This is a genomic window from Agrobacterium larrymoorei, from assembly GCF_037722385.1.
In the GTDB taxonomy this organism is placed as follows: Bacteria; Pseudomonadota; Alphaproteobacteria; order Rhizobiales; family Rhizobiaceae; genus Agrobacterium; species Agrobacterium larrymoorei_C.
In genome coordinates, this window is the sequence record NZ_JBBKAQ010000016.1 from 121,097 (window position 1) to 146,035 (window position 24,939).

The 24,939-nt window shown below is 57.8% G+C and carries 15 protein-coding genes; 8 read left to right on the forward strand and 7 right to left on the reverse strand.

Annotation, left to right across the window (positions count from 1 at the left end; all coding sequences use genetic code 11):
* Window positions 1-66 precede the first annotated feature (66 nt).
* From WKI41_RS14800 to WKI41_RS14820, 5 genes are all read left to right on the forward strand, one after another.
* The gene (locus WKI41_RS14800) at window positions 67-7,197 is read left to right on the forward strand and encodes a hypothetical protein (protein ID WP_340194258.1); all 7,131 of its coding nucleotides are present in this window, start codon (window positions 67-69) and stop codon (window positions 7,195-7,197) included.
* A gap of 143 nt (window positions 7,198-7,340) precedes the next feature.
* Complete coding sequence (gene fliF, locus WKI41_RS14805) at window positions 7,341-9,029, forward strand: flagellar basal-body MS-ring/collar protein FliF (RefSeq protein WP_340194259.1); 1,689 nt, start codon at window positions 7,341-7,343, stop codon at window positions 9,027-9,029.
* A 344-nt stretch (window positions 9,030-9,373) separates the two neighbouring features.
* The gene (visN, locus tag WKI41_RS14810) at window positions 9,374-10,105 is read left to right on the forward strand and encodes a transcriptional regulator VisN (protein WP_425341046.1); all 732 of its coding nucleotides are present in this window, start codon (window positions 9,374-9,376) and stop codon (window positions 10,103-10,105) included.
* 115 nt (window positions 10,106-10,220) lie between these two features.
* Window positions 10,221-10,862: a transcriptional regulator VisR gene (visR, locus tag WKI41_RS14815; protein WP_340194455.1), complete on the forward strand. Its 642-nt coding sequence runs from the start codon at window positions 10,221-10,223 to the stop codon at window positions 10,860-10,862.
* A gap of 263 nt (window positions 10,863-11,125) precedes the next feature.
* Window positions 11,126-12,979, forward strand: a complete 1,854-nt coding sequence (locus WKI41_RS14820; RefSeq protein WP_340194261.1) for a methyl-accepting chemotaxis protein — start codon at window positions 11,126-11,128, stop codon at window positions 12,977-12,979.
* A 90-nt stretch (window positions 12,980-13,069) separates the two neighbouring features.
* On the opposite strand, the gene WKI41_RS14825 is transcribed toward WKI41_RS14820, so the two are convergent.
* Window positions 13,070-16,576 (reverse strand): NahK/ErcS family hybrid sensor histidine kinase/response regulator, encoded by a 3,507-nt coding sequence (locus WKI41_RS14825; RefSeq protein WP_340194456.1) that lies wholly within the window; start codon window positions 16,574-16,576, stop codon window positions 13,070-13,072.
* 243 nt (window positions 16,577-16,819) lie between these two features.
* Here WKI41_RS14825 and mscL point away from each other — a divergent pair, with 243 nt between their 5' ends.
* Both mscL and WKI41_RS14835 read left to right on the forward strand, forming a co-directional pair.
* Window positions 16,820-17,248: a large conductance mechanosensitive channel protein MscL gene (mscL, locus tag WKI41_RS14830; RefSeq protein WP_340194262.1), complete on the forward strand. Its 429-nt coding sequence runs from the start codon at window positions 16,820-16,822 to the stop codon at window positions 17,246-17,248.
* A 112-nt stretch (window positions 17,249-17,360) separates the two neighbouring features.
* Complete coding sequence (locus WKI41_RS14835) at window positions 17,361-18,533, forward strand: pyridoxal phosphate-dependent aminotransferase (RefSeq protein ID WP_340194263.1); 1,173 nt, start codon at window positions 17,361-17,363, stop codon at window positions 18,531-18,533.
* A 148-nt stretch (window positions 18,534-18,681) separates the two neighbouring features.
* Here the strand turns inward: WKI41_RS14835 and WKI41_RS14840 are convergent, their stop codons facing one another.
* The 6 genes from WKI41_RS14840 to motA all read right to left on the reverse strand — a co-directional run bounded on the left by WKI41_RS14840 (window position 18,682) and on the right by motA (window position 23,918).
* Window positions 18,682-19,131, reverse strand: coding sequence for a hypothetical protein (locus tag WKI41_RS14840; protein WP_340194264.1), 450 nt, complete (start codon window positions 19,129-19,131; stop codon window positions 18,682-18,684).
* Window positions 19,132-19,136: 5 nt separating this feature from the next.
* On the reverse strand, window positions 19,137-20,216 hold the full coding sequence (flhB, locus tag WKI41_RS14845) for a flagellar biosynthesis protein FlhB (RefSeq protein WP_340194265.1): 1,080 nt from the start codon (window positions 20,214-20,216) through the stop codon (window positions 19,137-19,139).
* Window positions 20,217-20,441: 225 nt separating this feature from the next.
* The gene (gene fliG, locus WKI41_RS14850; protein WP_340194266.1) at window positions 20,442-21,488 is read right to left on the reverse strand and encodes a flagellar motor switch protein FliG; all 1,047 of its coding nucleotides are present in this window, start codon (window positions 21,486-21,488) and stop codon (window positions 20,442-20,444) included.
* Window positions 21,489-21,515: 27 nt separating this feature from the next.
* Window positions 21,516-22,022: a flagellar motor switch protein FliN gene (gene fliN, locus WKI41_RS14855; protein ID WP_340194267.1), complete on the reverse strand. Its 507-nt coding sequence runs from the start codon at window positions 22,020-22,022 to the stop codon at window positions 21,516-21,518.
* A gap of 65 nt (window positions 22,023-22,087) precedes the next feature.
* Entirely contained in the window at window positions 22,088-23,044 is a 957-nt protein-coding gene (locus tag WKI41_RS14860) for a FliM/FliN family flagellar motor switch protein (RefSeq protein ID WP_340194268.1), read from the reverse strand.
* Between the two features lies 1 nt (window position 23,045).
* Window positions 23,046-23,918 carry a flagellar motor stator protein MotA gene (motA, locus tag WKI41_RS14865; protein WP_296018213.1) on the reverse strand — a complete coding sequence of 291 codons (873 nt, stop codon included), beginning with the start codon at window positions 23,916-23,918 and terminating at the stop codon, window positions 23,046-23,048.
* Between the two features lie 284 nt (window positions 23,919-24,202).
* Between motA and flgF the strand changes: the two genes are divergently transcribed.
* The gene (gene flgF, locus WKI41_RS14870) at window positions 24,203-24,937 is read left to right on the forward strand and encodes a flagellar basal-body rod protein FlgF (protein WP_340194269.1); all 735 of its coding nucleotides are present in this window, start codon (window positions 24,203-24,205) and stop codon (window positions 24,935-24,937) included.
* The last annotated feature ends 2 nt before the right edge of the window (window positions 24,938-24,939 follow it).

Here is a 24,939-nt window from a genome sequence, read left to right on the forward strand (position 1 = left end):
GGATGGGATGTATCCGAGGTAGAATAGAGGGCTTGCTGCCCATTTGAGCTTTGGTCAGGTTAATTAATGACATCGATCGTATCTTCGCTGAGCGTCAACCAGATCAAAAGTCTTTCTCCATCGGCGATCGCCGATTTTAGCACTGAAGACATCTCCTTTCTCACCTCGCAGCAAATCAGGGCTTTGTCCTCCGACCAGATCGCCGCGCTTGAGACGGAGGATCTCAAGGCCTTTAAACCGGACCAGATCAGTGCCGTTTCGACCAACGCCATTATCGGCCTGAGCGTTGATCAACTTGTGGCGCTGGATAACATTGCAATTGCAAGCCTGACCGCAAAGCAGGTTAGCGCCTTGACGGCCGAGCAGGTCGAGGGACTGACAAGCGCGCAGGCCGAAGCCTTGACCGCATCGCAAGTGGCATCCATGTCGTCCGATCAATTGGCGGCGTTGAGCCCGGAAGACATCAAGACGTTCTCGAGCGAGGATATCGCGGCTATTTCCAGCCGAGCGATCTCAGGGCTTAGCCCCGACGCCTTGGCCGCGCTATCGACCGACAAAATCTCAGCAATCAGTGCGAAGGCTGTACCGCGTCTGACGACCGAACAAATCGAAGCTCTGACTGCACCCCAGGTGAAGGCGCTCACCTCGGTGCAACTGGCGGCAATGAGGCCGACACAGCTTGCAGCATTTGATCTTGAAGATTTCGGCAACCTGAGCCCCGATGCCATAAAAGGACTGTCCACGACAGTCGTCGCCTCGCTATCGACCGAACAGATCGAAAAACTCTCAACAGCTCAGGTGGCAGCTTTTACATCGGGCCAGATCAAGGCATTGACCTCTACCCAAGTGGCTGTCTTGAGCACGGACTTGATCGCCGCCTTGACCACGGCACAAATTCCAGCTTTCGCAAGCCGCGCCATTGCAGGGCTGACCGCTGAACAGATAGCAAAGCTTTCAACCGCACAGGCCGGGGCTTTCGCGTCTCTCCAGGTGAAGGCTTTAAATTCCGATCAGATTGCCGCGCTGACATCTACCCAGATCAACACCTTCTCGCCTGCCGATATGGCGGCCATCAACACCGCCGCAATCGCCGGCCTCAGCACAGGCATTATCGCAGGACTGTCGACAGAGAATGTTGCAGCACTCAATACTGCCGTGTTTTCCAAGCTGAGCACCGACCAAATCGATGCGTTGACATTGTTGCAGCTCAAGGCAGTCACGGGTAGCCAGGTCGCAGCGATGTCCTCGAACCAGGTTGCCGTGTTGAGTGCAGAGGAGATCAATGCGCTCAGTACTGTCGCGATCGGTTCGCTCTCTGCCAAGGCAATGCCGGGCTTGAGCATCGACGTCATCAAAGAATTGACACCCGCGCAGGTTGGAGGTTTGAGCACGGCGATCATCTCGCGCCTGACCCTTGAGCAGATCGGGGTGCTTTCAACCGGACAAGTTGAAGCCTTAACCGCATCGCAGATCAAGGTCCTCAGCTCCAGCCAGATGACGGCGCTTCACGCGGACGATATCGCAACGTTTACCGAAGATGAAATTGCCGCTATTTCCTCACGAGGAATTCTTGGCATCAGTATCGCTGCCTTCGAAGGTCTGACCACCAAACAGATCGCGAAATTGTCGACAGCGGCCTTCTCGGCTCTTTCCACCGACCAGCTCAAGGCTCTGTCATCAGAGCAGGTCAAAGCGCTGTCAACCATTCAGCTCAATGCCTTGAAAGCTGCCCAGATCAAGTCGCTTGCAGCCGAAGACATCGCCGCTCTGACAAATGAGCAAATCGCTGCACTCAGCACCGAGGCTGTCGCAAATCTGACGACGGCTCAAGTCGATAATCTAAAGCCTGCGCAGCTTGAGGCGCTCACGGCCGCTCAAGTAAGGGCGATGACGTCAACCCAGCTTTCGGTTCTTGACGGCGCGGACATCAACGCTTTCTCCAAGGCAACTATCAATGCGATCAGCGCTCGGACCATCGTCGGGCTGAATGCCGATGCTCTTGCGCTGTTGACGCCGGATCGCGTGGCCGCTTTGGCGACGGCCGCAGTGGCTGCCATGACGAAGGAGCAGGTCGAGGCGCTTTCGGCGACCCAACTGTTCCACCTTTCTTCATCTCAAGTCGCAGTCTTGAGCTCTGCGCAAGTGGAAGCTTTGAAACCGGACCAGGTCAAAGATGTTTGGTTGCCAGCGCAGGGAACAGAAAAGCCTGTTCAAATCGCGGGCCTCTCCACAGCCGCTCTCGCGGCCTTGAGCACCAAGGCTGTCCCAGGCCTGTCTACCGGCCTGATTGCGGCGCTGACCACAGCCCAGCTGGCAGGCCTCAATCCGAGCGCGGTTACAAAACTGACACCCGAGCAAATGACCAGCTTGTCGAGCGCCCAAATTGCGGCTCTGTCAAAAGAGCAGGTGAGCGTTCTGGGGTCGATGCAGCTCGGAGCCTTGGCGCCGACATTGGTTGCCAAGTTTACCACCGACCAGATCAAGGCGTTAACCGGCGCGGCCCTCAAAGGTCTGAGCTCGGAACATGTTATCGCGTGGTCAACTGGGCAGATTTCTGCGCTCTCCGCGGGGCAGATAGCTGCGCTCACATCCAGCCAACTCGCGGGCCTTGGCACTGACGACATTGCCGCTATCTCGACCGCTGGCATACAGGCCCTTGGGGCAGGGGCCGTCGCCGGCCTTTCGAAAGAGGTGATTGCCGCTCTATCCACGGACAAGCTCGCGGTGCTGAGCACCGGGGCTATCGCGACACTGACCGCCGAGCAGGTCGCAGCACTCTCGACCGCTCAGGTGAGCGCTTTGACGGTCAGGCAGATTTCTGCGCTAGGCTCAGAGCAAACTGCGGCGCTGGGACTTGAGGACATCGCGACATTCTCGACGGATGATATGGCCGCCTTGTCGGCGGCTGGCCTTTCTGGGCTGTCGACTGTTCTGATCGCCTCGCTGACGAGCGAGAAGATCGCGGCACTCTCGACTGGGGCGATTGCGGCTCTAACTGCCGATCAAGTCGAAGCTCTCAAGACAAACCAACTGGCGGCGCTGACCACCAAACAGGTTGCGGCGCTCAATTCCGTGCAAACTGCTGCACTGAGTTCAGCTGGCCTGGCAGCGCTTTCTGCCGATCAGATCGCGGCGCTAAAAACGAGCGCCGTCACCAATCTTCCTGCCGACCATCTGCCTGCAATGACGACCGCGCAGCTGGCCGTTCTGACGACATCCCAGATCGCTGCCTTCACGTCGTCCCAAGTCGCAGCATTGGGAACGGCTCAAGTTGCATCCCTCTCGACGGCCCAGGTCTCAGCAATGAGCACGGCGGCCATCGCCGCGCTATCGACAAGACAGATCGCTGCTTTAAAGACCGAGCAGGCGGAAGCGCTGACATCTCGCCAGGTCGCAGCTCTTTCTGCCGATCAGCTTGAGGCTTTCGGCACGGATGACGTTGCTCTGTTTTCGACGGCCGATATCGCAGCTATCAAATCGGCTGCGATCAGCGGTCTTTCCACAGCTGTTGTGTCAGCGCTCACCACCGCCCAGGCAGTTGCGTTGAATGCCAGTGCTGTGGGCAATCTGACGACCAAGCAGATGTCTGCCCTGTCAACCCTACAGATCGGCTCTTTGACGACGAAGCAGATTGCAGCGCTCTCGGCCGACCAGGTCAAGGTGCTCGGCACCGCCCACATTGCAGCCCTATCGGCAGCGCAGGTGGCGGCTTTCAGCACCAGCGGCGTCTCAGGACTGACGGCCACGCAGATGGCCAAGCTTACCACGCTCCAGGCAGAAGCGCTGACCGCCGTACAGGTCGGCGCTCTGACGTCAGCGCAGATCGCCGTTTTAGGCAAGGAAAATATCGCCACCTTCTCCACAGCCGATATCGCTGCCATCGCTCCGGGCATGATCGGCGCGTTACCGACCGAAACGATTGCAGGCTTGAGCACTGGCCAGATCACAGCACTCGGGACGGTGGCAGTGGCCGCCTTGACCACAGGCCAGATAACTGCGCTGACAACAGGACAGATTGCTGCCTTGTCGACCAGGCAGGTGGCGGCATTGACATCGCAACAGGTTGCAGCTCTCGGAACGGATGATCTCAGCGCCTTGTCTGCAGCGGCGCTCGGCGCGATCAACGGGTCGGCAGTCGCGGGCCTCTCCACCGAAACTGTGTCGAAAATGATCACCGAAGACCTGGCTGCGATCAGCCCGGCCGGAATTTCGGGTCTGACGACCGGTCAAATTGCGGTGCTAAATTCGGACCAGCTGAAGGCGCTGACCACGCGACAGGTGGCGGCACTGTCGTCTAGGCAAATTGCAGCTTTGGGCACGGCCGGCATCGCCACCCTCGACACGCAACAGATCGCCTCCTTAAGCAAGGATGCTGTGCTCGGCCTTTCTGCGGGTCAGGTGACGAAGCTGACAACGCTGCAGGCGGAAGCGCTGACAAGCGAGCAGGTCGGCGCGCTGACATCTTCGCAGGTCGCGGCGCTATCGGCCGATCAGATCAAAGCGTTTTCGTCCAAGGATATCGCGGCCTTCACATCCGGTGCAATCGCAGGCTTGCCGACGGCAACCCTTGCTGCGCTGCCAACGGATGCGATTGCGGCCCTGTCCACTGCCGGGGTGTCCGGCTTGACCACAGCTCAGGTTGCAGCCCTTAGCGTGACGCAGGTTAGCAGCCTGACGACCTCCCAGGTAGGCGCGCTCGGATCGCGCCAAATCGGCGTTCTCGGGACCGCCGGCATTGAAGCTCTCAGCACATCGCAAATAGCCGCATTAAATGATGCCAGCGTTTTAGGTTTGACTGCAGAGCAGATTTCCAAGTTGACCACGCTGCAAGTCGAAGCACTCAAGACGTCGCAGGTGGCTCTGCTGAGTTCGACACAGGTCGCCGCACTCGGAACGGATGACTTGGCGGTCTTCTCCACCGCTGAGCTTGCTGCGCTGAGTTCGAGTGCCATTCTGGGTCTTTCGACGACGGCACTTGCCAGCCTGTCCGCCGATCGCATTGCCGTGCTAGGCACGACAGGGGGTATTCAAGGCCTCTCCACAGGCCAGATGGCATCATTGACGAGCGCCCAGCTTGCCGGTCTGACGACGGCGCAGATTGCTTCGCTTGGCTCGCGGCAAGTCGCCGCTATCTCCACAGCCAATATAGCTGCGCTGACGACAGCGCAGGTCGCCGCCCTCAGCTCCACAGGCATCGCAGGCCTGTCTTCCGATCAGATTGCCGCTCTGAACACGAGCCAGGTCGAAGCATTCAATACCGCGCAGGTCGCAGCCTTTACGTCCCTCCAGGTCAGCGCTCTTGGCACCGACGACCTCGGCGCCTTCTCCACCGCGGAATTGGCAGCACTGACCTCTTCCGCCGTCGCCGGCCTTTCCACCGGCACTCTTGCCAGCCTTTCCGCCGACCGCATCGCGACACTCGGAACGGCGAGCATCGCCGGCCTCTCGACCGGGCAGATAGCCGTCTTGAAGAAAGAGCAGTTGGAGGCCCTCACGACGGCTCAGATTGGCGCTCTCGGTTCACGTCAAGTCGCCGTTCTCGGCGCCGCCAGCATCGGCGCTCTTTCCAGAGAGCAGATCGCAGCTTTGAGCACTGCCGCTATTGCCGGACTTTCGTCGGCATCCATCACGGCGCTGTCGGCCGATCAGGTCGAAGCGCTCAATCCTGCACAGGTCGGCGCATTGACCTCCACGCAGATCGCGGCGATGGGGACGGACGACATCGCCCGCTTTTCGACCGAAGATCTCGCGGCGATGACCTCTGGTGCCGTAGCAGGCTTGTCGACGGAGGCCATCGCTCTTCTATCGCCAGACAGGGTTGGTGCGTTGAGCGCCGGCGGGATCGCCGGGCTGACCACGCTTCAGATATCAAAGATGACCGTCGATCAGGTCGAGGCTTTCACACCGACCCAAGTCACGGCTCTCGGTTCGCGGCAGATTGGTGCCCTGAGCGCGGCCCAATTGCGCTCCTTCTCAACGGCGGATATCGGCGCGATCGGTGCGGCTGGCATTGCCGGTCTATCGACGCAAACGATAGCGTCGCTCTCGGCTGAAACCATTGCCGCGCTGAGCACGCTTGGCATGTCCGGTCTTTCCACGACCCAGCTTTCGGCATTCACTCATGATCACTTCATCAGTCTTACAACTGCTCAAATTGGCGCATTGTCTTCGCAGCAGATTGCCAGCGTGAAGACGGCCGATCTGTCGGCGCTTTCCACTGCCCAGATCGTCGCACTGGGCACGGGTAGCATCCCGGGTCTGACCAGCGAACAGGTCGCAGCATTGACTCTGGAACAGGTGCATGCGCTTTCGACAACGCAGATCAATGCGATGACATCTGGCGCCGTCGCCGGATTGACGGCGCAGATGCTCGATACCTTTACGCCTGAGAGACTATCGGCGATCAATTCCTCTGCCATTGCCGGCCTGTCGACAGGCTTCATCGCGGCGCTATCGACCGGGGAAGTCGCAGGCCTCGCGACTGCCGCGATTGCCGGGCTGACCAGCAAGCAGATCGCCGCCATGTCGCCCGATCAGATTGGCGCGCTCTCGACGGGTCAGATTGCGGCGCTGAGCGCCGACGGCCTCGCCGGCATTTCTTCCTCCGCTATGGCGACATTCTCGACGGGTGACATTGCGGCGATCAGCACGGCGGCGATCCGAGGACTCTCCACGTCGCTCATCGCTTCCCTGACCAGCGCCGACATCGCGGTTCTCACTCCAAGCCAGATCGGCAATCTCGGCTATAATCAGATCGTCGCGATGAGCACGAGCCAGATTGCCGCGCTGACGACGGCGCAGATCGGGGGCTTGAATGCGGTCCAGGCCGCAGCGCTTGGTACCGATGACATCGCTCTTTTCTCAACCGAGGAGATAGTTGCCTTGAGCAGTGGCGCCGTTTCGGGTCTTACAACCGGCGCAATCGCATCGCTGACGACAAAGCAGAGTGAGGCTTTGACGCCTTCTCAAGTCGGAGCTCTGACCGCCGCACAGGTCGCCTCGATTTCCAAGGAGAATATTGCCAAGTTTTCGACAGAAGACATTGCCGCTTTCAGCTCCAGCGGCGTCGCAGGACTTTCCACTGAGACACTGGTCAGCCTTTCCAGTGCCCAGGTCACGGCACTACTCAACACCCACATGCGTGCGCTGACATCCGATCAGGTCGCAGCCGTCATTTCCACCTATCTGGCCGCTTAAAAGGGTACGTTTAGCGGCGTTATACCCGTCCTCCAGCCGGAGGGCGGCGGCCAGCTATGGGGAAATCTTCGCGCAAGCTTCGTCCTCTAGGGTGGCATCGGGACCAGAAGGTCTCGAACCCATGAATGACGGTGCGGAACAGAATGAATCTGTTAAATCAACTCCCTCAGGTTTTTAAAAACTTCGCGGCCCTTGGCCAGACGCGGCTTTTGGTGCTGGGTGGTGTGGGCGTTCTGTCCATGGCAATTATTCTCGCTGCAGCCCTTTACGTGAACAAGCCGGCCTACGAGACGCTCTATGTCGGCCTGGAAACGATGGATCTGAACAAGATCAGCATTGCGCTTGCAGAATCCAATGTCGATTTTCAGGTTGGCTCGGACGGAACGAGCATTCAGGTTCCGGTTGGCATGACGAGCAAGGCGCGTCTGCTCTTGGCCGAGCGTGGTCTGCCTGACAGCGCCAATGCCGGTTACGAACTGTTCGACCATGTCGGTTCTCTCGGCCTGACCTCCTTCATGCAGGAAGTGACGCGCGTTCGCGCTCTCGAAGGTGAGATCGGCCGTTCGATCCAGCAGATCGATGGGATCGCGGCAGCCCGAGTTCACATCGTCATGCCCGAGGTCGGCAACTTCCGGCGAGGGGAACAGAAGCCCACTGCCTCCGTCATGATCAGGGCGAGCGCGTCCGCGGGCCGAAAGGCCTCCGCTTCCATTCGTCACCTCGTTGCATCCGCAGTTCCCGGCCTTGAGGTCGATGACGTGACGCTGCTTGATTCCACCGGCCAGCTTCTGGCGTCGGGCGACGATGTCAGCAACGGCGCGATGAGCCGGTCGCTGACGCTGGCGCAGAACGTGCAGCAGGAACTCGAAACCAAGATCGACAAGGCGCTTGCGCCCTTCCTCGGCATGGACAACTTCCGCTCCAGCGTGACCGCGTCGCTCAACACCGACAGCCAGCAGATCCAGGAGACCGTCTACGATCCGAACTCGCGTGTCGAGCGTTCCGTTCGTTCCACAAAAGAAGATCAGAAGTCCCAGGAAACCCAGCAGGATTCCGCTACCACTGTCGAGCAGAACGTGCCACAGGCCGCACCGCAAAGCGGCGGCGGGGCTCCGAAGTCGTCCGACGAGACGGCCAAGAAAGAAGAGCAGACCAACTACGAGATCAATTCCAAGACTGTCGCAACCGTTCGTAACGGCTATTCGATCGACAAGATTTCCGTGGCCGTCGTCGTCAACAAGGGCCGCCTTGCAAAGATGATCGGTGATCCGGCAGATCAGGCCAAGATCGACGCCTACTTGGCGGAAATGCAGAAGATTGTCACCTCTGCTGCGGGTACCTCGACCGAGCGCGGCGATGTGGTGACGATCACCGCAATGGACTTCCTCGAAACACAGCTTCTCGACGAGGCCGTTGCAGGGCCAGGCGTTACCGAAGTGCTGAGCCGCAACTCTGCCGGCATCATCAACTCGCTGGCCTTCGTCGCGGTCGCTTTCCTGGTCGTCTGGCTCGGTGTCCGTCCGGTCGTCCGCTCCATGTCTGCCGGTGGGGCTCCTGCCTCGGCGGAACTGGCGCAGGATTCGGCTGGGCTCGAGCTGCCGGACTTCTCTCCTGCGATGGGCGGTGGCGCTGCCGGAGGTCTTATGGAGGGCTTTGGCGCCGACTTCGGCTTCGACAGTACCGACGATCTCCTCGGCGGGGACACGGGCGAGGGCGACTTCAACCGCAGGGTCCGCGAAGGGCCGGAACGCAGGCTCTCGCGCATGGTGGAGATCAGCGAAGAACGCGCCGCCAAGATCCTGCGCAAATGGGCCGTGGAGAAAGCAGCATAATAGGGAAAAGGCTGGATCAGATCCGGCCTTTTTTGTTTATTCGAAAATTCTTGCTGTAGATGGTTTGCGGATGTGATTTAGTATTTGTTCATCAAATCGCCGATTTCAGGTGGGGAATGTTGAAAAGGCGGATGTGCGCAAATACGAACGGGTATATGTTCAGGGTTGTAGTGCACGCGAAAAAGAGTGGATAGGTCGTTACAGACCGGTACATTTCTTCAAGCGTCTCCTAGACTATAACGATTCGGTCGCCAGGGGTGTTCGTCGAAAGCGGCGCTTCTGAATGGAAATGAGTTCCATCCCGTTTAGGCATCCCCGTCCGGGGAACGAGAGGGCGTAGGCTATTGAAAGTGGATGTCGATATTCGCAGGCTGTCTGCCGCGCCAGCTGAAACGATTGCGAGGCCTTTGCCGCGCAACCAGCTCATTCGCAAGATTGCAGCCGCAGCGGCCGAAAGTGACATCATCGCTGCGATGGAACATCTGACATCCTATGTCGGCGCCTCGCATTATCTCCTCGCTCGCGAAGACCTCCTGCAGGAGGCAAGCTTAAGCTTCATCGTCACGTCCGATTGGCCCTTCGATCTGGTGCGCAAGCTTGCCAATGAATTGACCGGGACGCAGAGCCGTTCCAGCGAAATGGAAAAATGCCTGTCCTTGCTCAGGCCCCGTCTTCTCTCACTGCCAGACGACGCTGTCGCGCCCGCAGGGATCGATCGCCAGTACTGGACGATAACGTTTTGCGTTGGACGCATCCGCTTTTCGCTGCTTTTGATGTTTGCCGAAGGCGTTCTGCCGGCGGAGGATCGTCTGCGTGAAGCCGGACTGCTGGCCGGTTATTTTGCAAGCTTTGGCATTGTGGAAGGCACGAAGACCGAGCGCGATATCGATCTGACCGAACGAGAGCTGGAATGCCTCTTCTGGATTGCCGAAGGCAAGACCAGCGATGAAATGGCCATGATCCTCGGTATCTCGCGCAACACCATCAACAACTATATCACCAGCGTCATGCGCAAGACAGCAACCAAGACCCGCTCGGAGGCCATTGCCTACGCGGTCCGCAACAACCTTGTCTGAAGGGCGCATCATGGGTTTCGTCAAGGATCTGAGCAATGAGGCGCCAGGCCAGCCGACAGTTTCGAAGACCGTTCCCTCGGTGACGCGCTCCGACCTGTTCCCCAAGCTCGTTGCGATGCAGAGAAGTCTTGGCGCCAAGAACTTCGTCGTTCTGCGCGCCGTCGCAGCCGGATTTCCGAACAAGCGAAAGCTCTCCTGCGATCTTGAAAATCTCGGTCTTTCCGCCGGTGAACAAAGCGCTCAGATGGTCAAGGTTCTCGGAGAGCGTCTGCTCGATCATCTCGAGTCCTCGCTTTTACCTGTCGCCTGGACGAGCGAGCACGAAGCGGGTTTTGCCGATCTGCCGGACGTGCCCGCCCTTCTCATCCGGCTCGACAATGACGTTCTCGGCTATTCAGGGGTTGGCTTCCCCGTAAGGCTTGGGACGATGGGCAACGGCTTTGTCATCTTCTGCGGTGGGAACCTGCTGCTCGATAATGAACTGATGCTGGAGCAACACGTGAAATCCACGCAGATCATGATCGATCTCTTGGCCATGGATGAGCGTCGCGTCTCGCCCTCCGAGGCTCTGAGCGAGCGCGAAGTCGCCTGTCTGCAATTGGCTGGCGATGGCCGGATCAGCGAAGAAATCGCGGCGAAACTCGGTCTGTCAGTTCACACTGTGAATGCGTATCTGGGTTCCGCCACCATCAAGCTTGATTCCGTCAATCGCATTCAGGCAATCGCCAAGGCTATCCGGCTCGGCTTTATTCACTGACATTCGCGATAATTTAATCCAGCTATTGGCGCCCCTGACGCTCGTCAACGCTCCTGAACGCGCGGTGCTGCTTGGTATTTTTTTGACAAAAGCCATTCCTGGTCGGATAGCGTGTTTCTCTGCTGAACGACATTTCGATGTCGAATCAGCATCTTGGAGTTGATTTCCAGACGGGCTGGCGTAGCTCAGGCTGTTGTAGAATTCCCTGAATATTAATCCTTTTGCTTCAAATTACCTCAACTCGTAAAGATTGGGGTTTAGCAATGGGGCGTTTCGTGTCGAGATCCATCGTGGTTCAGATTGTTTGTCTGACCATCGGTCTCATCTTCCTTGGTATCGTTGCCGTCGGTACTTCAACCTATGTTCGGTTGAAAGAAGACGTCATGCAGACGGCTTTGATGGATACGGAACGTGCCGTTCGTAGCATGGCGATCCTCTATGAGATGAAAGTCGGCGGAACCACGCTCGCGATCGAAAATGGCGAGCTGAAATCTGTCAGCCGCCCAAGCATCGGCACCCTGCTCGATTTTGATCTGGTGGATCGCGTTGGCATGGCGAATGGCGGCGTGGCAACCGTTTTCCAGGCGCAGGGCACGGACTTCCTCCGCATCTCGACCAGCCTGAAGAATGAGAAAGGCGAGCGTGCCGTTGGCACGAAGCTCGCTGTTGATGGTGCCGCATACGCGAAGATCACCAAGGGCGAATCCTACTTCGGCGCTGCAACCCTTTTCGGCCGTAACTACATGTCTGGCTACATGCCGGTGATGTCCAAGAAGGGCACACCGGTCGGCATCCTGTTCGTCGGTGTGCCCATGGAGTTCTACCAGGGCCATATCGACGGTCTGCGCAACATGATCCTCGTCGTCGGCGCTGCTGTCATGCTGGCGTTCAGCATTCTCGGCTACTTCGTGATCAAGCGCAGTATGCGTCCTCTCGGTAACCTGACGGAAGCGATCAGATCTCTGTCTCAGGGCAAACTCAATACCGAGATCCCTTACATGGAGCGCAAGAACGAGTTCGGCGATATTGCCAGGGCTCTAGAAGTCTTCCGCGACAACGCACGGGAAAAGCTTCGCATCGAAGGCCAGAGCGCGCAAGAGCATGCTCAGGCGGAGGCCGAGCGTGCGCAAAATGACGCCGAAAAGATGGATACCGATCGTCAGATCGAATTTGCTGTCGGCCAGCTGGCGGCCGGTCTTGCGCGCCTCTCCGACGGCGACCTCACGCAGACGCTCGACGTTCCCTTCTCCGGCCGTCTCGAACAGCTTCGTGTGGATTTCAATACCTCGCTTGCCAACCTCAAGGATGTGCTTCAGCAGGTACGTGAGCGCACCTTCGTCATTCAGAACAATGGCGCCGAAATGCGCAAATCATCCGACGATCTGTCGCGCCGCACAGAATCGCAAGCCGCTTCTCTGGAACAGACGGCCGCCGCTGTCGAGGAAATCACGGTCACCGTGAAATCCTCCGCCGACCGTGCCCGCGAAGCCAACAAGGCGGTTCGTATAACGCAGGACAGTGCCGACAGCTCCGGCACCGTCGTCAAGAACGCTGTCGATGCCATGGGCCGCATCGAAGAGGCGTCGCAGAAGATAGAGCAGATCATCGAGGTCATCGACGACATTGCCTTCCAGACCAATCTTCTTGCGCTGAACGCCGGTATCGAAGCCGCGCGCGCCGGTGAAGCGGGCAAGGGCTTTGCCGTCGTAGCACAGGAAGTGCGTGAACTTGCCCAGCGTTCCGCAGAAGCGGCTCACGAAATCAAGGCGCTGATCAACCAGTCGACGCGAGAGGTAAACTCCGGGTCGCTTCTCGTGCAGGAGGCCGGTCAGGTTCTCTCCTCGATCAGCCAGCAGATCGTCACCGTCAGCAAGCATGTCGAAACCATTGCCACGGCGACCCACGATCAGGCGTCCGCGCTGCAGGAAGTCAACAGCTCGGTCAATCAGATGGACCAGATGACGCAGCAAAACGCGGCCATGGCGGAGGAATCGAGCGCGGCAAGCCAGATGCTTGCCGATGAAGTCGATGCACTGCTTGGCCTTCTGCAGCGGTTCCGCATGGAGCAGTCGCAGGCAGGAGCCGCTCGACACAGCCAATACGGCCGCGCGGCCTAATAAAGCCGAGCCACCTGTGCACGATAGCCGTCCTTCTCCGGAAGGGCGGCTTTTTTTGTACCGATGCGTTCACCCGCTTTGTAAACTAGTTCACTCCGCAGCGGCTCGCCGCGTGTTGAAGACCTGTGTGACATAAGCACGAAGGGCTGCGGGGCGTACTGGCTTGTGCTGGACGCCGATGCCATGCTTCTCCGCTTCGGCACGAACCTCCGGCGTGCGGTCGGCTGTTATGAGCAGCGCCGGGATCTGCGATTTCAGCCTTTCGCGCAGTTGAAGGATGAGATCGATGCCTGTGCCTTCGCCAAGGTGGTAGTCTGCAACGATCATGTCTGGAATGCCCGATTTGCCGAGAGTGACGCCGAGATCATCGGCTGAGGCCGCTTGCGAGACCTTGCATCCCCAGCCAGTCAGCAGGACGGACATGCCTTCAAGGATCTTTGGCTCATTATCGATGCAAAGAATATGAAAGCCGGTCAGTTGCATCTGTTGAGGGGAGGGGTTCGTACGTCCCGCCTCCTTGCTCTGCTTGCTACTCTGCGCCTCTCGCGGCAACTGCACCTGGAAAGAGGTACCCTTGCCAACAACGGAGGATAGCTGAACCGGATGGTGCAGCACCCGCGAAAGTCGATCGACGATCGAAAGGCCGAGACCGAGGCCGGCTGCCGCCTTCATCCCTCCATCAAGCCGAGTGAATTCCTTGAAGATCGTCCGGAATTTCGAGGCGGGAATACCCATGCCTGAATCGATCACCTGGATTATCACATCGCCACCGCGACGGCGCGCGCCGACCAGCACCTTGCCGGACATGGTGTATTTGATGGCGTTGGAGACAAGGTTCTGGACAAGACGACGAAGCAAGTTGATGTCGGAGCGCACGGTCAAGGATGTCGGCATCACCACGAATTCGAGATTCTTTTCGCGCGCCATGGGCGCAAAATCGGTTTCGATGCGCTTCAGCAGATCGTTGAGCGGCACGCTTGCCATACGCGGCTTCATCGAGCCTGTGTCGAGACGAGAAATATCCAACACCGCGCCAAGGATCGTCTCGACCGATTCCAATGCCGAATCGATATTCTGCACCAGATTGGTATTTTCCGAATGGCCGATACGCTCCACCAATGCTGAAGAGTAGAGCCGCGCCGCGTTGAGCGGTTGCAGGATATCGTGGCCTGCGGCAGCGAAGAAACGGGTCTTGCCGATATTGGCCTCATCGGCGGAGGCGCGTGCCTCTGCCAATTCGTGATTGACACGCATGAGTTCGCCGGTGCGTTCTGCAACGCGTTGCTCCAGCGTCTCGTTGGCCTGTTTCAGCGCCTGGTCGCTCTCAACCCGTTGGGTGATGTCGGTGAAGGTCGCGACCACCCCCTTGTCTGGCATGGCATTGGAGCGCACTTCGACGATGCGAGAACCACCGGCGAGCACCAGTGAGAAGGGGCGATCGATCGTCAGAAACTGGGCGATGCGCTCCCCCTGGTCGCCTGGCTCGATATCGCCACGTTCTTCCAACAGGGCGACGATCTCAGCGAGCGGCAGGCCGACGCGCCCGAAATGCTCCGGCAGGTCGAGAAGGGTGCGAAAGCGTCTGTTCCATATCGTCAGTTGCTGAGAAGCGTCGAAGACAGCAATGCCCTGATCCATCTGCGCCAGCGCCGTCTGCAGCATATCCTGATTATATTGCAGCGCTTCGCTTGCCTGGTCGAGCAGCCAGGCGGTATCGGCGCTGGTGTCTTCGGCCTTTTGCAGGATGAGGGAGAGCACCAAACGGGCCGAGGATGAGCCGATGGCGCTGCCCAACAGCTGCTCGGAGAAATGGATCAATGCCATATCCGCGGGCTGCTCATCCTCCAGCTTTCGTCCGGCTGTCTTTTCGTAAGCCGAAAGCGAGCGAAGCATCCGCTCTTCGCCAAGATAACGGGCGACAGCGCTTTTCAGGTCACCGACGCTCACGCGTGTCTTCCAGCCGCGGGTAGCGAATTGCGATTTGGAATGGCGCTTGACGAAGATACCGGACTGGATGCGCTCGACCGGGCGGGGGTTGCGCGACAGCGAGCCCAGCACGAAGGCAAGGGAGTTGATGAGCAGGCTAAGTGTCACGGCATTGACGAGTGGATCGGCACCCGGCCCGCTGAACAACTCCGTTCCCGGGAAAATGAAGCTCAGAACGCCGGCCGCAACATAGGAATAGTCCGGACCGCCGAGGCTTGGCAGGAAGAGGAGATAGGCCCAGACAAGGAAGCCGGAGCTGAGGCCAGCGATTGCGCCGCGGGCATTGGCGCGCCGCCACAGCAATCCGCCGAAAAGCGACGGCGCCATCTGTGCTATTGCAGCAAAAGCCAGCAGGCCGATCGAGGCAAGACCCGATGTACTGTCCGCCGCGCGATAGTAGCAATAGCCAAGCAGCAGCACGATGAAAATCGCTGTGCGGCGGATGTTGAGGAGCGTCTTGGCGAAGTCGTCACTGTGCGGCGAACGGGTCAGGAGCTTCTGTCGCAGGAAGATCGGCATCAGAATGTCGTTCGACACCATGATCGATAGCGCCACGGAAGCCACGATCACCATTGCCGTCGCCGCGGAGAAGCCACCGATGAAGGTGATCAGCGACACGACAGGAACGCCGTTAAAGAGCGGCAACTGCAAGACATAGAGATCGGCATTGCCATTATTGCCGATCGTCAGAAGGCCAGCGACGGCGATTGGCAGCACGAAAATGTTGATGGCTATCAGATAGAGCGGCAGCAAAAGGCCTGCAGTTCTCAATTCTTTCGGCGTGCGATTTTCGACCACCGTCACGTGGAATTGCCGCGGCAATAGGATGATGGCGAAGGCCGATAGGAGTGTGAGCACGATCCAGCGGCTGATCGGGGTCTGGTAGGAAACCGCCTCCATCACCTGTGTGTTTTCCGAAGCGAGCCGCCAAAGCTCTGCTGGACCATCGAACAGGAAGAAGACGACATAGATGCCCGCGGTGCAGATCGCTACCAGCTTGACGACCGATTCCATAGAAATCGCCAGGATCAGCCCGTCCTGATGCTCCGTCGCATCGGTATGGCGCGTGCCGAACATGATTGCAAAACCTGCCATCACCACCGTGACGATGAGCGGAAGGTCGAGAAAGTAGAGGTTGCCACTACCGATGCCGTAATCGCGCGGATCGACCATCGTGGCGACCGAGCTGGAAACCGCCTTCAACTGCAAGGCAATGTAGGGGATGGCGCCCACGAGCGCGATGATCGAAACGATCATCGCGACGGCCGGGTTCTTACCGTAGCGTGCGGCAATGAAGTCTGCGACCGAAGTCAGCTTCTCCGCCTTGGCGAGCTCGACGATGCGTCGAATGATGGGCATCCCCAAAGTGAAGGCCAGGATCGGGCCGGTATAGATCCCGAGAAATTCGAGGCCGCGTTCGGAGGCAAGACCGACGCCACCAAAGTAGGTCCAGGATGTGCAGTAGATCGCAAGGCTCAGCGCATAGACCACCGGCCGGCCCCTGTTGGGAACGGTCTTGCGTCGGCTCTTACGGTCGCCGTAACTCGCGACCGCAAAGAGCAGCAGAATATAGGCGAAGGCCGAGACGAATATGATCCAGCCGGGCAGCAATGCAGTGTCCCCTCCACTCATTGCGCAGAAGCTTATGACACTTCCAGCAAAATGAAAATTGGCGCCGCATTGGCATAAAGTTCAACGGACAAGCACAGGGCAAAAACAACCGGGAGATGCGTGGAACGAAATACACGGATCGCGCGTCATAGTACCTGCACAATAGCGACCGGAGTGCTATTGTGAGAGCGCCGGAGGCGTTTCGCCCCGGCAGGCAAGAGGGCTTCGAAGAGGGACATCTTTATGCTCAACGAATTCAAGACATTTATCGCGCGCGGCAACGTCATGGACCTGGCTGTCGGCGTCATCATTGGAGCGGCGTTCAGCAAGATCGTCGATTCCGTCGTCAACGATCTGATCATGCCGATCGTCGGCGCAATTTTCGGCGGGTTTGACTTCTCGAACTATTTCATCCCACTGAGCTCCACCGTGACCGCCACATCGCTGGCCGCCGCGCGAGAGCAGGGCGCGGTCATCGCCTATGGTAACTTCATCACCATCGTCATCAACTTCCTCATCCTGGCTTGGATCATCTTCCTCATGGTCAAGGGTGTGAACAAGATCCGTGCCTCGGTCGAGCGCGAGAAGGTCGAAGAGAAGAAGGCGCCGGCTCCACCACCGGAAGACGTCAAGCTGCTGACGGAAATCCGCGATCTGTTGAAGACCCGGTAAATCGGGTCGAGGGCGGCCCTTACCCATCAGCAAAATCCGTGGTTTCTTCACGGAATATCATGCAAAGCCGTTAAGCGATGCGCTAAGAAGGCACTCGAACGGAGTGCCTTCTATGTCGGTTTTGAACAGTCTCAGTGTCCGCTCTCTAGCAGCGCCAGAAAGCGGTATCGTCGAGGTGAGGAAATACGCCCATGCCCGCGAAAATCTTCTGCCCCTATGGGTGGGTGAGGGTGATCTTGCCACGCCGGACTTCATCTCCAGGGCTGCAGCCGATGCGCTGAATGCAGGAGAAACCTTTTACACCTGGCAGCGTGGCATTCCCGAGCTTCGTGATGCGCTTGGCCGTTATTATCACCGGCACTTCGGTACTTCGCTCTCACCCGAGCACTTCTACGTCACCGGCTCCGGCATGCAGGCCATCGTTCTCGCCGTTCAGGCACTGACATCGCCTGGCGATGAAATGATTTACCTGACTCCGACATGGCCCAACATCGTGGCGGCCATTGGCGTTGCCGGTGCGACAGCAGTACCCGTCGGGATCGATTTCGCTCAGGGCACATGGGACATCGATATCGACAAGCTGGAAAGCGCAATCACGCCGAAGACCAAAGCGCTTTTCATCAATACGCCTTCAAACCCGACGGGCTGGACAGCGACTCAAGATAATCTTCGAGATATTCTGACGCTTGCGAGAAAGCATGGTCTGTGGATCATCGCCGACGAGATCTACGCGCTCTATTACTATGCCGGTGCGCGAGCCCCATCCTTTCTCGACGTCATGGAGGAGGGCGACAGGATCGTGTTTGCCAACTCCTTCTCCAAGAACTGGTCTATGACAGGCTGGCGCGTCGGTTGGCTGGTCGCTCCGCCGGAAATCGGTCAGGTGATCGAAAACCTGATCCAGTACTCGACCTCCGGCGTTGCGCAGTTCATGCAGCGTGGTGCAATTGCTGCACTCGATCACGGCGACGAGTTCGTGGCGCAGAACTTTGACCGTGCGGCACGCTCTCGCGACATTCTTTGCGATGCGCTGATCGCCACCAACCGGGTCGAAACTCTGAAGCCTGATGGAGCGCTTTACGCGTTCCTGAAGATCGATGGTGTGACGGATACGCGCGCGGCGGCTTTCGATATCGTCGATAAGGTCGGCGTGGGCCTCGCCCCCGGCATGGCGTTCGGTGCGGGCGGGGAACTCTTCCTGCGCGCCTGCTTCCTGCGCGATCCCGCCCAGATTGCCGATGCCGCAGAGAGACTGTCTGAATACATCTTGAAGAAATCGGCGTGATGTTTTCGACGGACTAAACTCGGCTGTTCAGTGCTAAGCACAGCTTTGGCCAGCATCGGATCACACAATACAAAAGAGGCGCATCGTCCCATGCGCCTCTTTTGTCGTCTGAGGATGAAGTACGTATACGGGTTAAACGGTCAGGATTTTAGTGCGCTGCATTCATCGCAACGGTGTCCGCATTCTTGTAGAAAGTGGCGTAGCGCAGGCTATCGGCCAGGAAAGCGGTGTTTTCGTTCGGGTCGTTCGATGGGTTTTGGAAATTGATGTAGTTGATGTTGACGCCGGCATGATCCTTGCCGAGCATCAGTTGCGCATAGATCGTGACGCCCTTCGGCTTGATCTCCAGATCGAGCGTGATCGAAGGATAGGTGTCCCAATCGAGCGTGTAATCTCCTCCAATTCCGAAATGAACAGTCCCCGGGTGGAAGTAGAGTTCGGCTGCCGAATCCACGAGATCCGACAAGCTGTTGTAATATTCAAACTTTAAAAGAGATATCAGATCAGCAGCGTCAATCAGACGAAGCTCGGCCGCTACGGGACCGATTGCGCGTGCAACTATCTCTTCTCGTTGAGCCGAATATGGGCATTTTTTCATATCAATCAGTTTACCCGTCTTTTGTTCTGACGTGCGGCGTAAACCTTGTGAATGAGTTCCGCCACAGCCTTATAAAATACTGACGGGATGACGCTATCGACCGAGACTTGCGCAAACATGGAGCGAGCGAGTGGCGGGTCTTCAAAAATCGGAATGTTGTTTTCCGTGGCAATCTCTCTGATACGCAGAGCGATCAGATCCTGGCCCTTGGCAACGACAATCGGCGCATCGCTTTCTTCTTTTACGTAGCGCAAAGCAACGGCGTAGTGGGTCGGGTTGGTGATGATGAGGGTGGCTCTCGGAACGCTGTCCATCATGCGGCGACGGGCGCGATCGCGCGCGATCGAGCGCTGGCGGGCCTTGACGACCGGGTCGCCCTGCGATTGCTTGTGCTCGTCCTTGACTTCCTGCTTGGTCATTCTGAGGTTGCTGTACCAGCGATGATTGGTCCAGAAATAGTCGGCGACTGCGAGAATGCCCGTTGAGAAGAGAATGACGATCATCATCTTCTTCAACGCTTCGTAGCCTGTCGGAACGATTAGCTGCGGGTCGGTGTTGAGCGCACCCAAAAGCTTGAAGTAGTCGCCTTTCAGTACCATCGCCATGATGATGGCAACGATGACCACCTTAAACAGCGACTTTCCGAAATTGATCAGGCCGTCGATGCTGTAGATGCGCTTGAAGCCTTTGATTGGCGAAATGCGCTCGGTCTTAGGAGTGATTCGGTCGAGAACGAACTGCGGAAGGTTCTGGGCAAAGGACTGGCCGAGGCCGAATATGATGAACATGATCCCAGCGGGTAAAAGCAGCGCGCTTGCTTCCTTGGCGAGATGCAGACCGAGAGAAAGGAGATCGCCTGCCGTGTTCAGACGCCATTGTTCAGGTCTCTCGATCACATCTTTCAGCGACTCACCCAGACGCCTGACGCCGTCCGGCGCGAAGAAAACGAGATAGACGTAAAACGCCAGGGAAGACGCAAACAGAGACGCTTCGGTCGACGCAGGGATATTGCCTTTCTCCACCGCGTCGCGAAGTTTTTTCTCTGATGGGTCTTCTGTTTTGCTGTCTTTGTCTTCGTCTGCCAAGACAAGACCTCCCTAAGGCACGTCACGCTCAATCTTCAGCGGTTTTGCGATAACGGGCTGCGTTAAGACAAAGACTTGGACGTCAGGCACGAACCAAAGATCGTGGGACGCTCAAACTGAAAAAACCCGCCTTTGCCTGGCAGGTCCGCGAAAGAAGATACAGTCTTGGTGGAAGACCTGCAAGGCGCGAGCGTCATGCAGCAGGTGTTATCAACTAGGAAGGCGTTACGCTGCCGCTGGCTCGCCTTCTGCTGGCGCGGCTTCCTTGAGCACGATCTGGCCGGAATTGGCCATGCGGATGGCTTCCTGTGCCACTGTACGGCGGGCCACCGCAACCTCGCGGGTGTTGATGTTCGTTCCGCCTGCGGAAAGATCGGACTCGATCATGCGGCGTTGGCGTGGACTGATGCTCGACAGAACACATTCCTTGATTTCCGTCGTGGCGCCACGCAGCGCCATCGTGAGGACATCGCCGGTAATGTCGCTGAGGAGCGTGACGCGGCTGCGTTGCGGCATGTACATAAGGTCTTCGAAGAGGAAGATCTTCGGCTTGACCTTGTTCGCCGATTCGCGGCTGAGGGTTTCAAGCGAACTGAGAAGCGTGTCGACCTGGGGTTTCTCCAGTTCGTTCATCAGGTCTGCGACCTTGATGGAGCCGGTTGCGTTGCGCTCCGCCTCGACTTCGGCAATCAGCGCCAGCACGCGCTTTTCGATGATCTGCGCGGCGGTCGGGCTGACTTCCTTCATGTTTACCGTACGGTTCATGATATCCGCACGCTGCTCGTCCGGAATGGTCAGCAGAACCTTGGCGCCGAAGGAAGATGGCAGCATCGAAAGAATATAGGCGATCGTCTGCGGATGCTCACGCATGACATACTTGCCGATGAATTGCGGATCGGAATCCTGCAACTGATCCCAGATGGACGTTTCGAAGGATTGGAACGCGGCACGACGACCGAGGAGGCCGTCCACTTCGTCAGGGGTGAGACCTTCTTCGAGGATAGCTTCGATAGCCTTGGCATTATCCATGAGGCCCGTGCCCTCGGTGAAGAGGTCTTCGAACTCGGCAACGATCTGGGCAAGCTCATCTGGGGGGATGACGCGGAGAGTCTGAGCGGAATTGATGATGGTCTGAAGCTCGGCCTGGGTGAAAAACTTCAACAGTTTTCCAGCCACGCCCTTGCCCATTGCCAAGAGCACGGCGGCAGCCTTTTCAGCCTGAGACAACGGTTTCCCTAAGATCGGGTTACCGAAATCCTCAAAGTCCATCATGGTCTTTCCTCTCCGTCCCCACAGGGATCAGGTCTTCTTAGTACTCAGCACTTCGATCAGCTTCACACCGAAACGTGTATCGTCGTCTTCCAGAACGGTAATTTCGCCGCGTGCGATGCAACGACCGTTCACCATGATCTCAACAGGTTCGCCGATTCGTCGATCGAGCGCAATTGTTGCTCCCTCTTCCAGGCCCATCAGGCCTGATACCAGCATGCGGCTGGTTCCCAAAACGATCTGGACATCGATCGGGATGTCCATGATCAGGTCCAAATTATCCGACAGACCGCTGCCAAGCGGTGCTGCTGCGGGCGCCACGCCTGCGTCGAAGCCAAACGAGTCGAGGTCGTCGCCCAGCGGACTTGTGGCAGCGCCACCATCGAAGTCGCCAAAGTCTCCGAAGGCGGAGAGCGAACCCTCAGCGTCGCTTTTCAAGACGTCGCGCAGCCCATCGATAGCATGATCCAGTTCGCCCGTGTTATCGAGCGAAGGCATCAGGTCGTCGTCGGTTACAGGGGTCTTTTTCGTAGCCATGCGATAATTATTCCTTTTGAAACTTGCGTCAGCCTGCCTAAAACCTAAGGTAGTGTTGAGCGATCTCAACCCATCAGGTGTCTTAGGATTTCGTCATCCGTAGAGACGTTGTTCTTGACCCGGACCGTGTAGCGGTCCCCGGCTCGCCCAAACTCGCAATTATACATTTTTGCTCCGTTTGCGCTTACTTCGACGCAGATATCATCCTGCTTCGCGTCCCGGAAAGGAATGACGTCTCCTTCCACAAGGCGTGAGATAGTCTTCAGTGTCAGTGTCTGCAGTCTGATTTTCGCTTCAAGCGTCACCTGGGAACGCTTGACCTGCTCGGAAATCATCTCCATCCACTCTTCCTGCTTCTTCAAGGCCCCGGCCGATGGCTTCGGCGTGACGATCGTGGTCTTGAGAAGTGTGCGCTGAGGAATAATCAGCGCAAATTCAGAGGCAACCTTGCCGATTGCGATCTTCGACCGGATCAGCATACCGAACTGGCCGAACATCGCCTCATCGTAGTTGCTCTTCCCGGTTGCATTGAAAGGCGGCTCAATCGTCACCTCGAAGCCACCGGAGGCGTTGACCGCAGAGCGCAGAACGCCAGCGATTCGGTCGAGTATCAACGCTGAAAGATCGAGCTCGATCGGGGACAGAGCCCGCACTTCCGGTTCCATGATCGTATCGGGGGCGGCCCCTAGCATGCGCTCCATCAAGGCCATGACGAAGCCGTTGCCGACACCCAGCATGAAATTGTTGCACCAGTTGCGTAGCGAGCAATCCGCAACAGCGTAATCCTTGCCGAGCTTCGCAATCAGATCGGTCATCAGGCCGGATTCGCAAGTCTCGTAATCCACCTCGATGTCGATGCTGGTCTCGCTGTGGAAAACATCGGGCAGGAAGGTGCCATAGACCTGACCGATCTCGGCACCGATCTTGGTGACGGTCTTGCTGTCACCAAGCCCACCGGTGAGCTTGGCGAGCAGAGAAGGTTCCATTCTGAAGGAAGAGCTGTGGTCCGCAGCAATCGCCATATCAAGCCGCCTTCTGGTCGCCGCCAGGGTTCATCATTTCCTGCTCGACGGCGTCGATCGAAGGACGCTCGTAGCCGGAAATCGTCTTTCGTCCATACTCCAGCGCGACCTGTGGGACCGAGCCGTTCATGTAGGCAATCAGTGTCTGCTTTACGATGACATACAGTCTGTGCTGCTTCGAACGGACGATTTTGACCTGAGAGGCGAGCGGGTTGCAGATCGAGTAGGAAAGCAGAATGCCAAGCATGGTACCGACAAGCGCCGCACCGATCAGACCCCCAAGAACCGCAGGCGGCTCGTTGATCTTACCCATGGCCTTGATCACGCCGAGAACGGCGGCGACGATACCGATCGCCGGGAAGGAATCGCCCATCGCGGTAATCGCGTTGTAGGGCTTCAGCTTGTCGTAGAGGATCGTTTCAATTTCCTCGTCCATCAGCGCTTCGATTTCATGGCTGCGCGCATTTCCGATGATGATCAGACGGACATAGTCGCAGATGAAGGACGTGAGTTCCTTGTTCTTGAGAACCGACGGAGCCGTTTGGAAGATGGAGGATTCTTCCGGATTGTCGATATGGGCTTCGATTTCGTTGCGCGACTTGGTGCGCAGATCGCGCATCAGAGAATAGAGAACACCGAGCACATCGAGATAATGGCGTTCCTTTGGTACTGCGAACTTGAAAGCTTCGCCCAGCGCCTTGCCGGAGTCCTTCACCACCTTCATCGGGTTGGACATGATGAAGCCGCCGAGGCCTGCACCGCCGATAATCACGAGCTCGAAGGGCTGAACAAGGACATCCAAATGTCCGCCCATGGCCATGAAGCCGCCGAGAATACAGCCGAAAGTAATAACCAGTCCAATAACGATATTCATCTGACGCTCACACCTGCAGCCAATTTTTCTCCTGAATGGTTAGGCATCATGCCTTGCGCGAGGCTGGCTTTGAGGTGGTTCGCTGCTGGCGCCACCCTTCTCGATGTTCATCACGGAGGTCTTTGCTGGAGGATGGGAGCCGCCGACGCCACCCGATCTTTGCAAGCCCGTCCCGGAGCCGAACCCCAAAAGTTTCGCGCAAGCAAACCCCTCTAGGTCTTAAAGCCATGATGCGCCGAGTTTGGCCGCACGTCCTTGGCTGGAAGTCCGAACAGGAGAACGACATGCAATCTGGTATTTATGTTGGTATTTCGTCCCAGATCGCATTGGAACGCCGCCTTACGACCATCGCGGACAATATCGCCAACATGAACACGGTCGGCTTTCGCGGCACCGAGGTGAAGTTCAACCAGGTCATGGCCGAAACGAAGAACGATCTTCGCGCTAACATCGCCTTCGTCACGCAGGGTAATGACTATCTTTCGACGAAGAACGGCGAAGTGGAGCGGACAGGAAACCCGTTCGATTTTGCCGTCAAGGGCGACGCATGGTTTGCTATTAACACACCGGCAGGCCAGGTCCTGACGCGTGACGGTCGCTTCTCCATGTCGACGAATGGTGAACTGATCTCGACCAAGGGTTATCCCGTTCTCGATCCAGGCGGCGCGCCGATCCAGCTCAACCTCGCTGCAGGCGAGCCGACCGTTGGTTCCGATGGTCGCATTACCCAGAACGGTAGGACGATGGGGCAAATTGGATTGTTCACTGCCGACCCGAAGAAGGGTTTTGTGCGCTATGAAAACAGCGGCGTGATCTTCGCGCAGCCACCGCAGCCCGTCGTAGATGCCGATCGCGCCGGTGTGGTTCAGGGCTTCCTCGAGTCCTCCAACATCAACGGCGTTTCGCAGATGTCCCAGTTGATTCAGGTCAACCGTGCGTTTGAAGGCATCTCGTCGATGATGAAATCGACGGAGGACAACCTTTCCCAGGCGCTCCGCACGCTGGGCGGCGGTCAGTAATC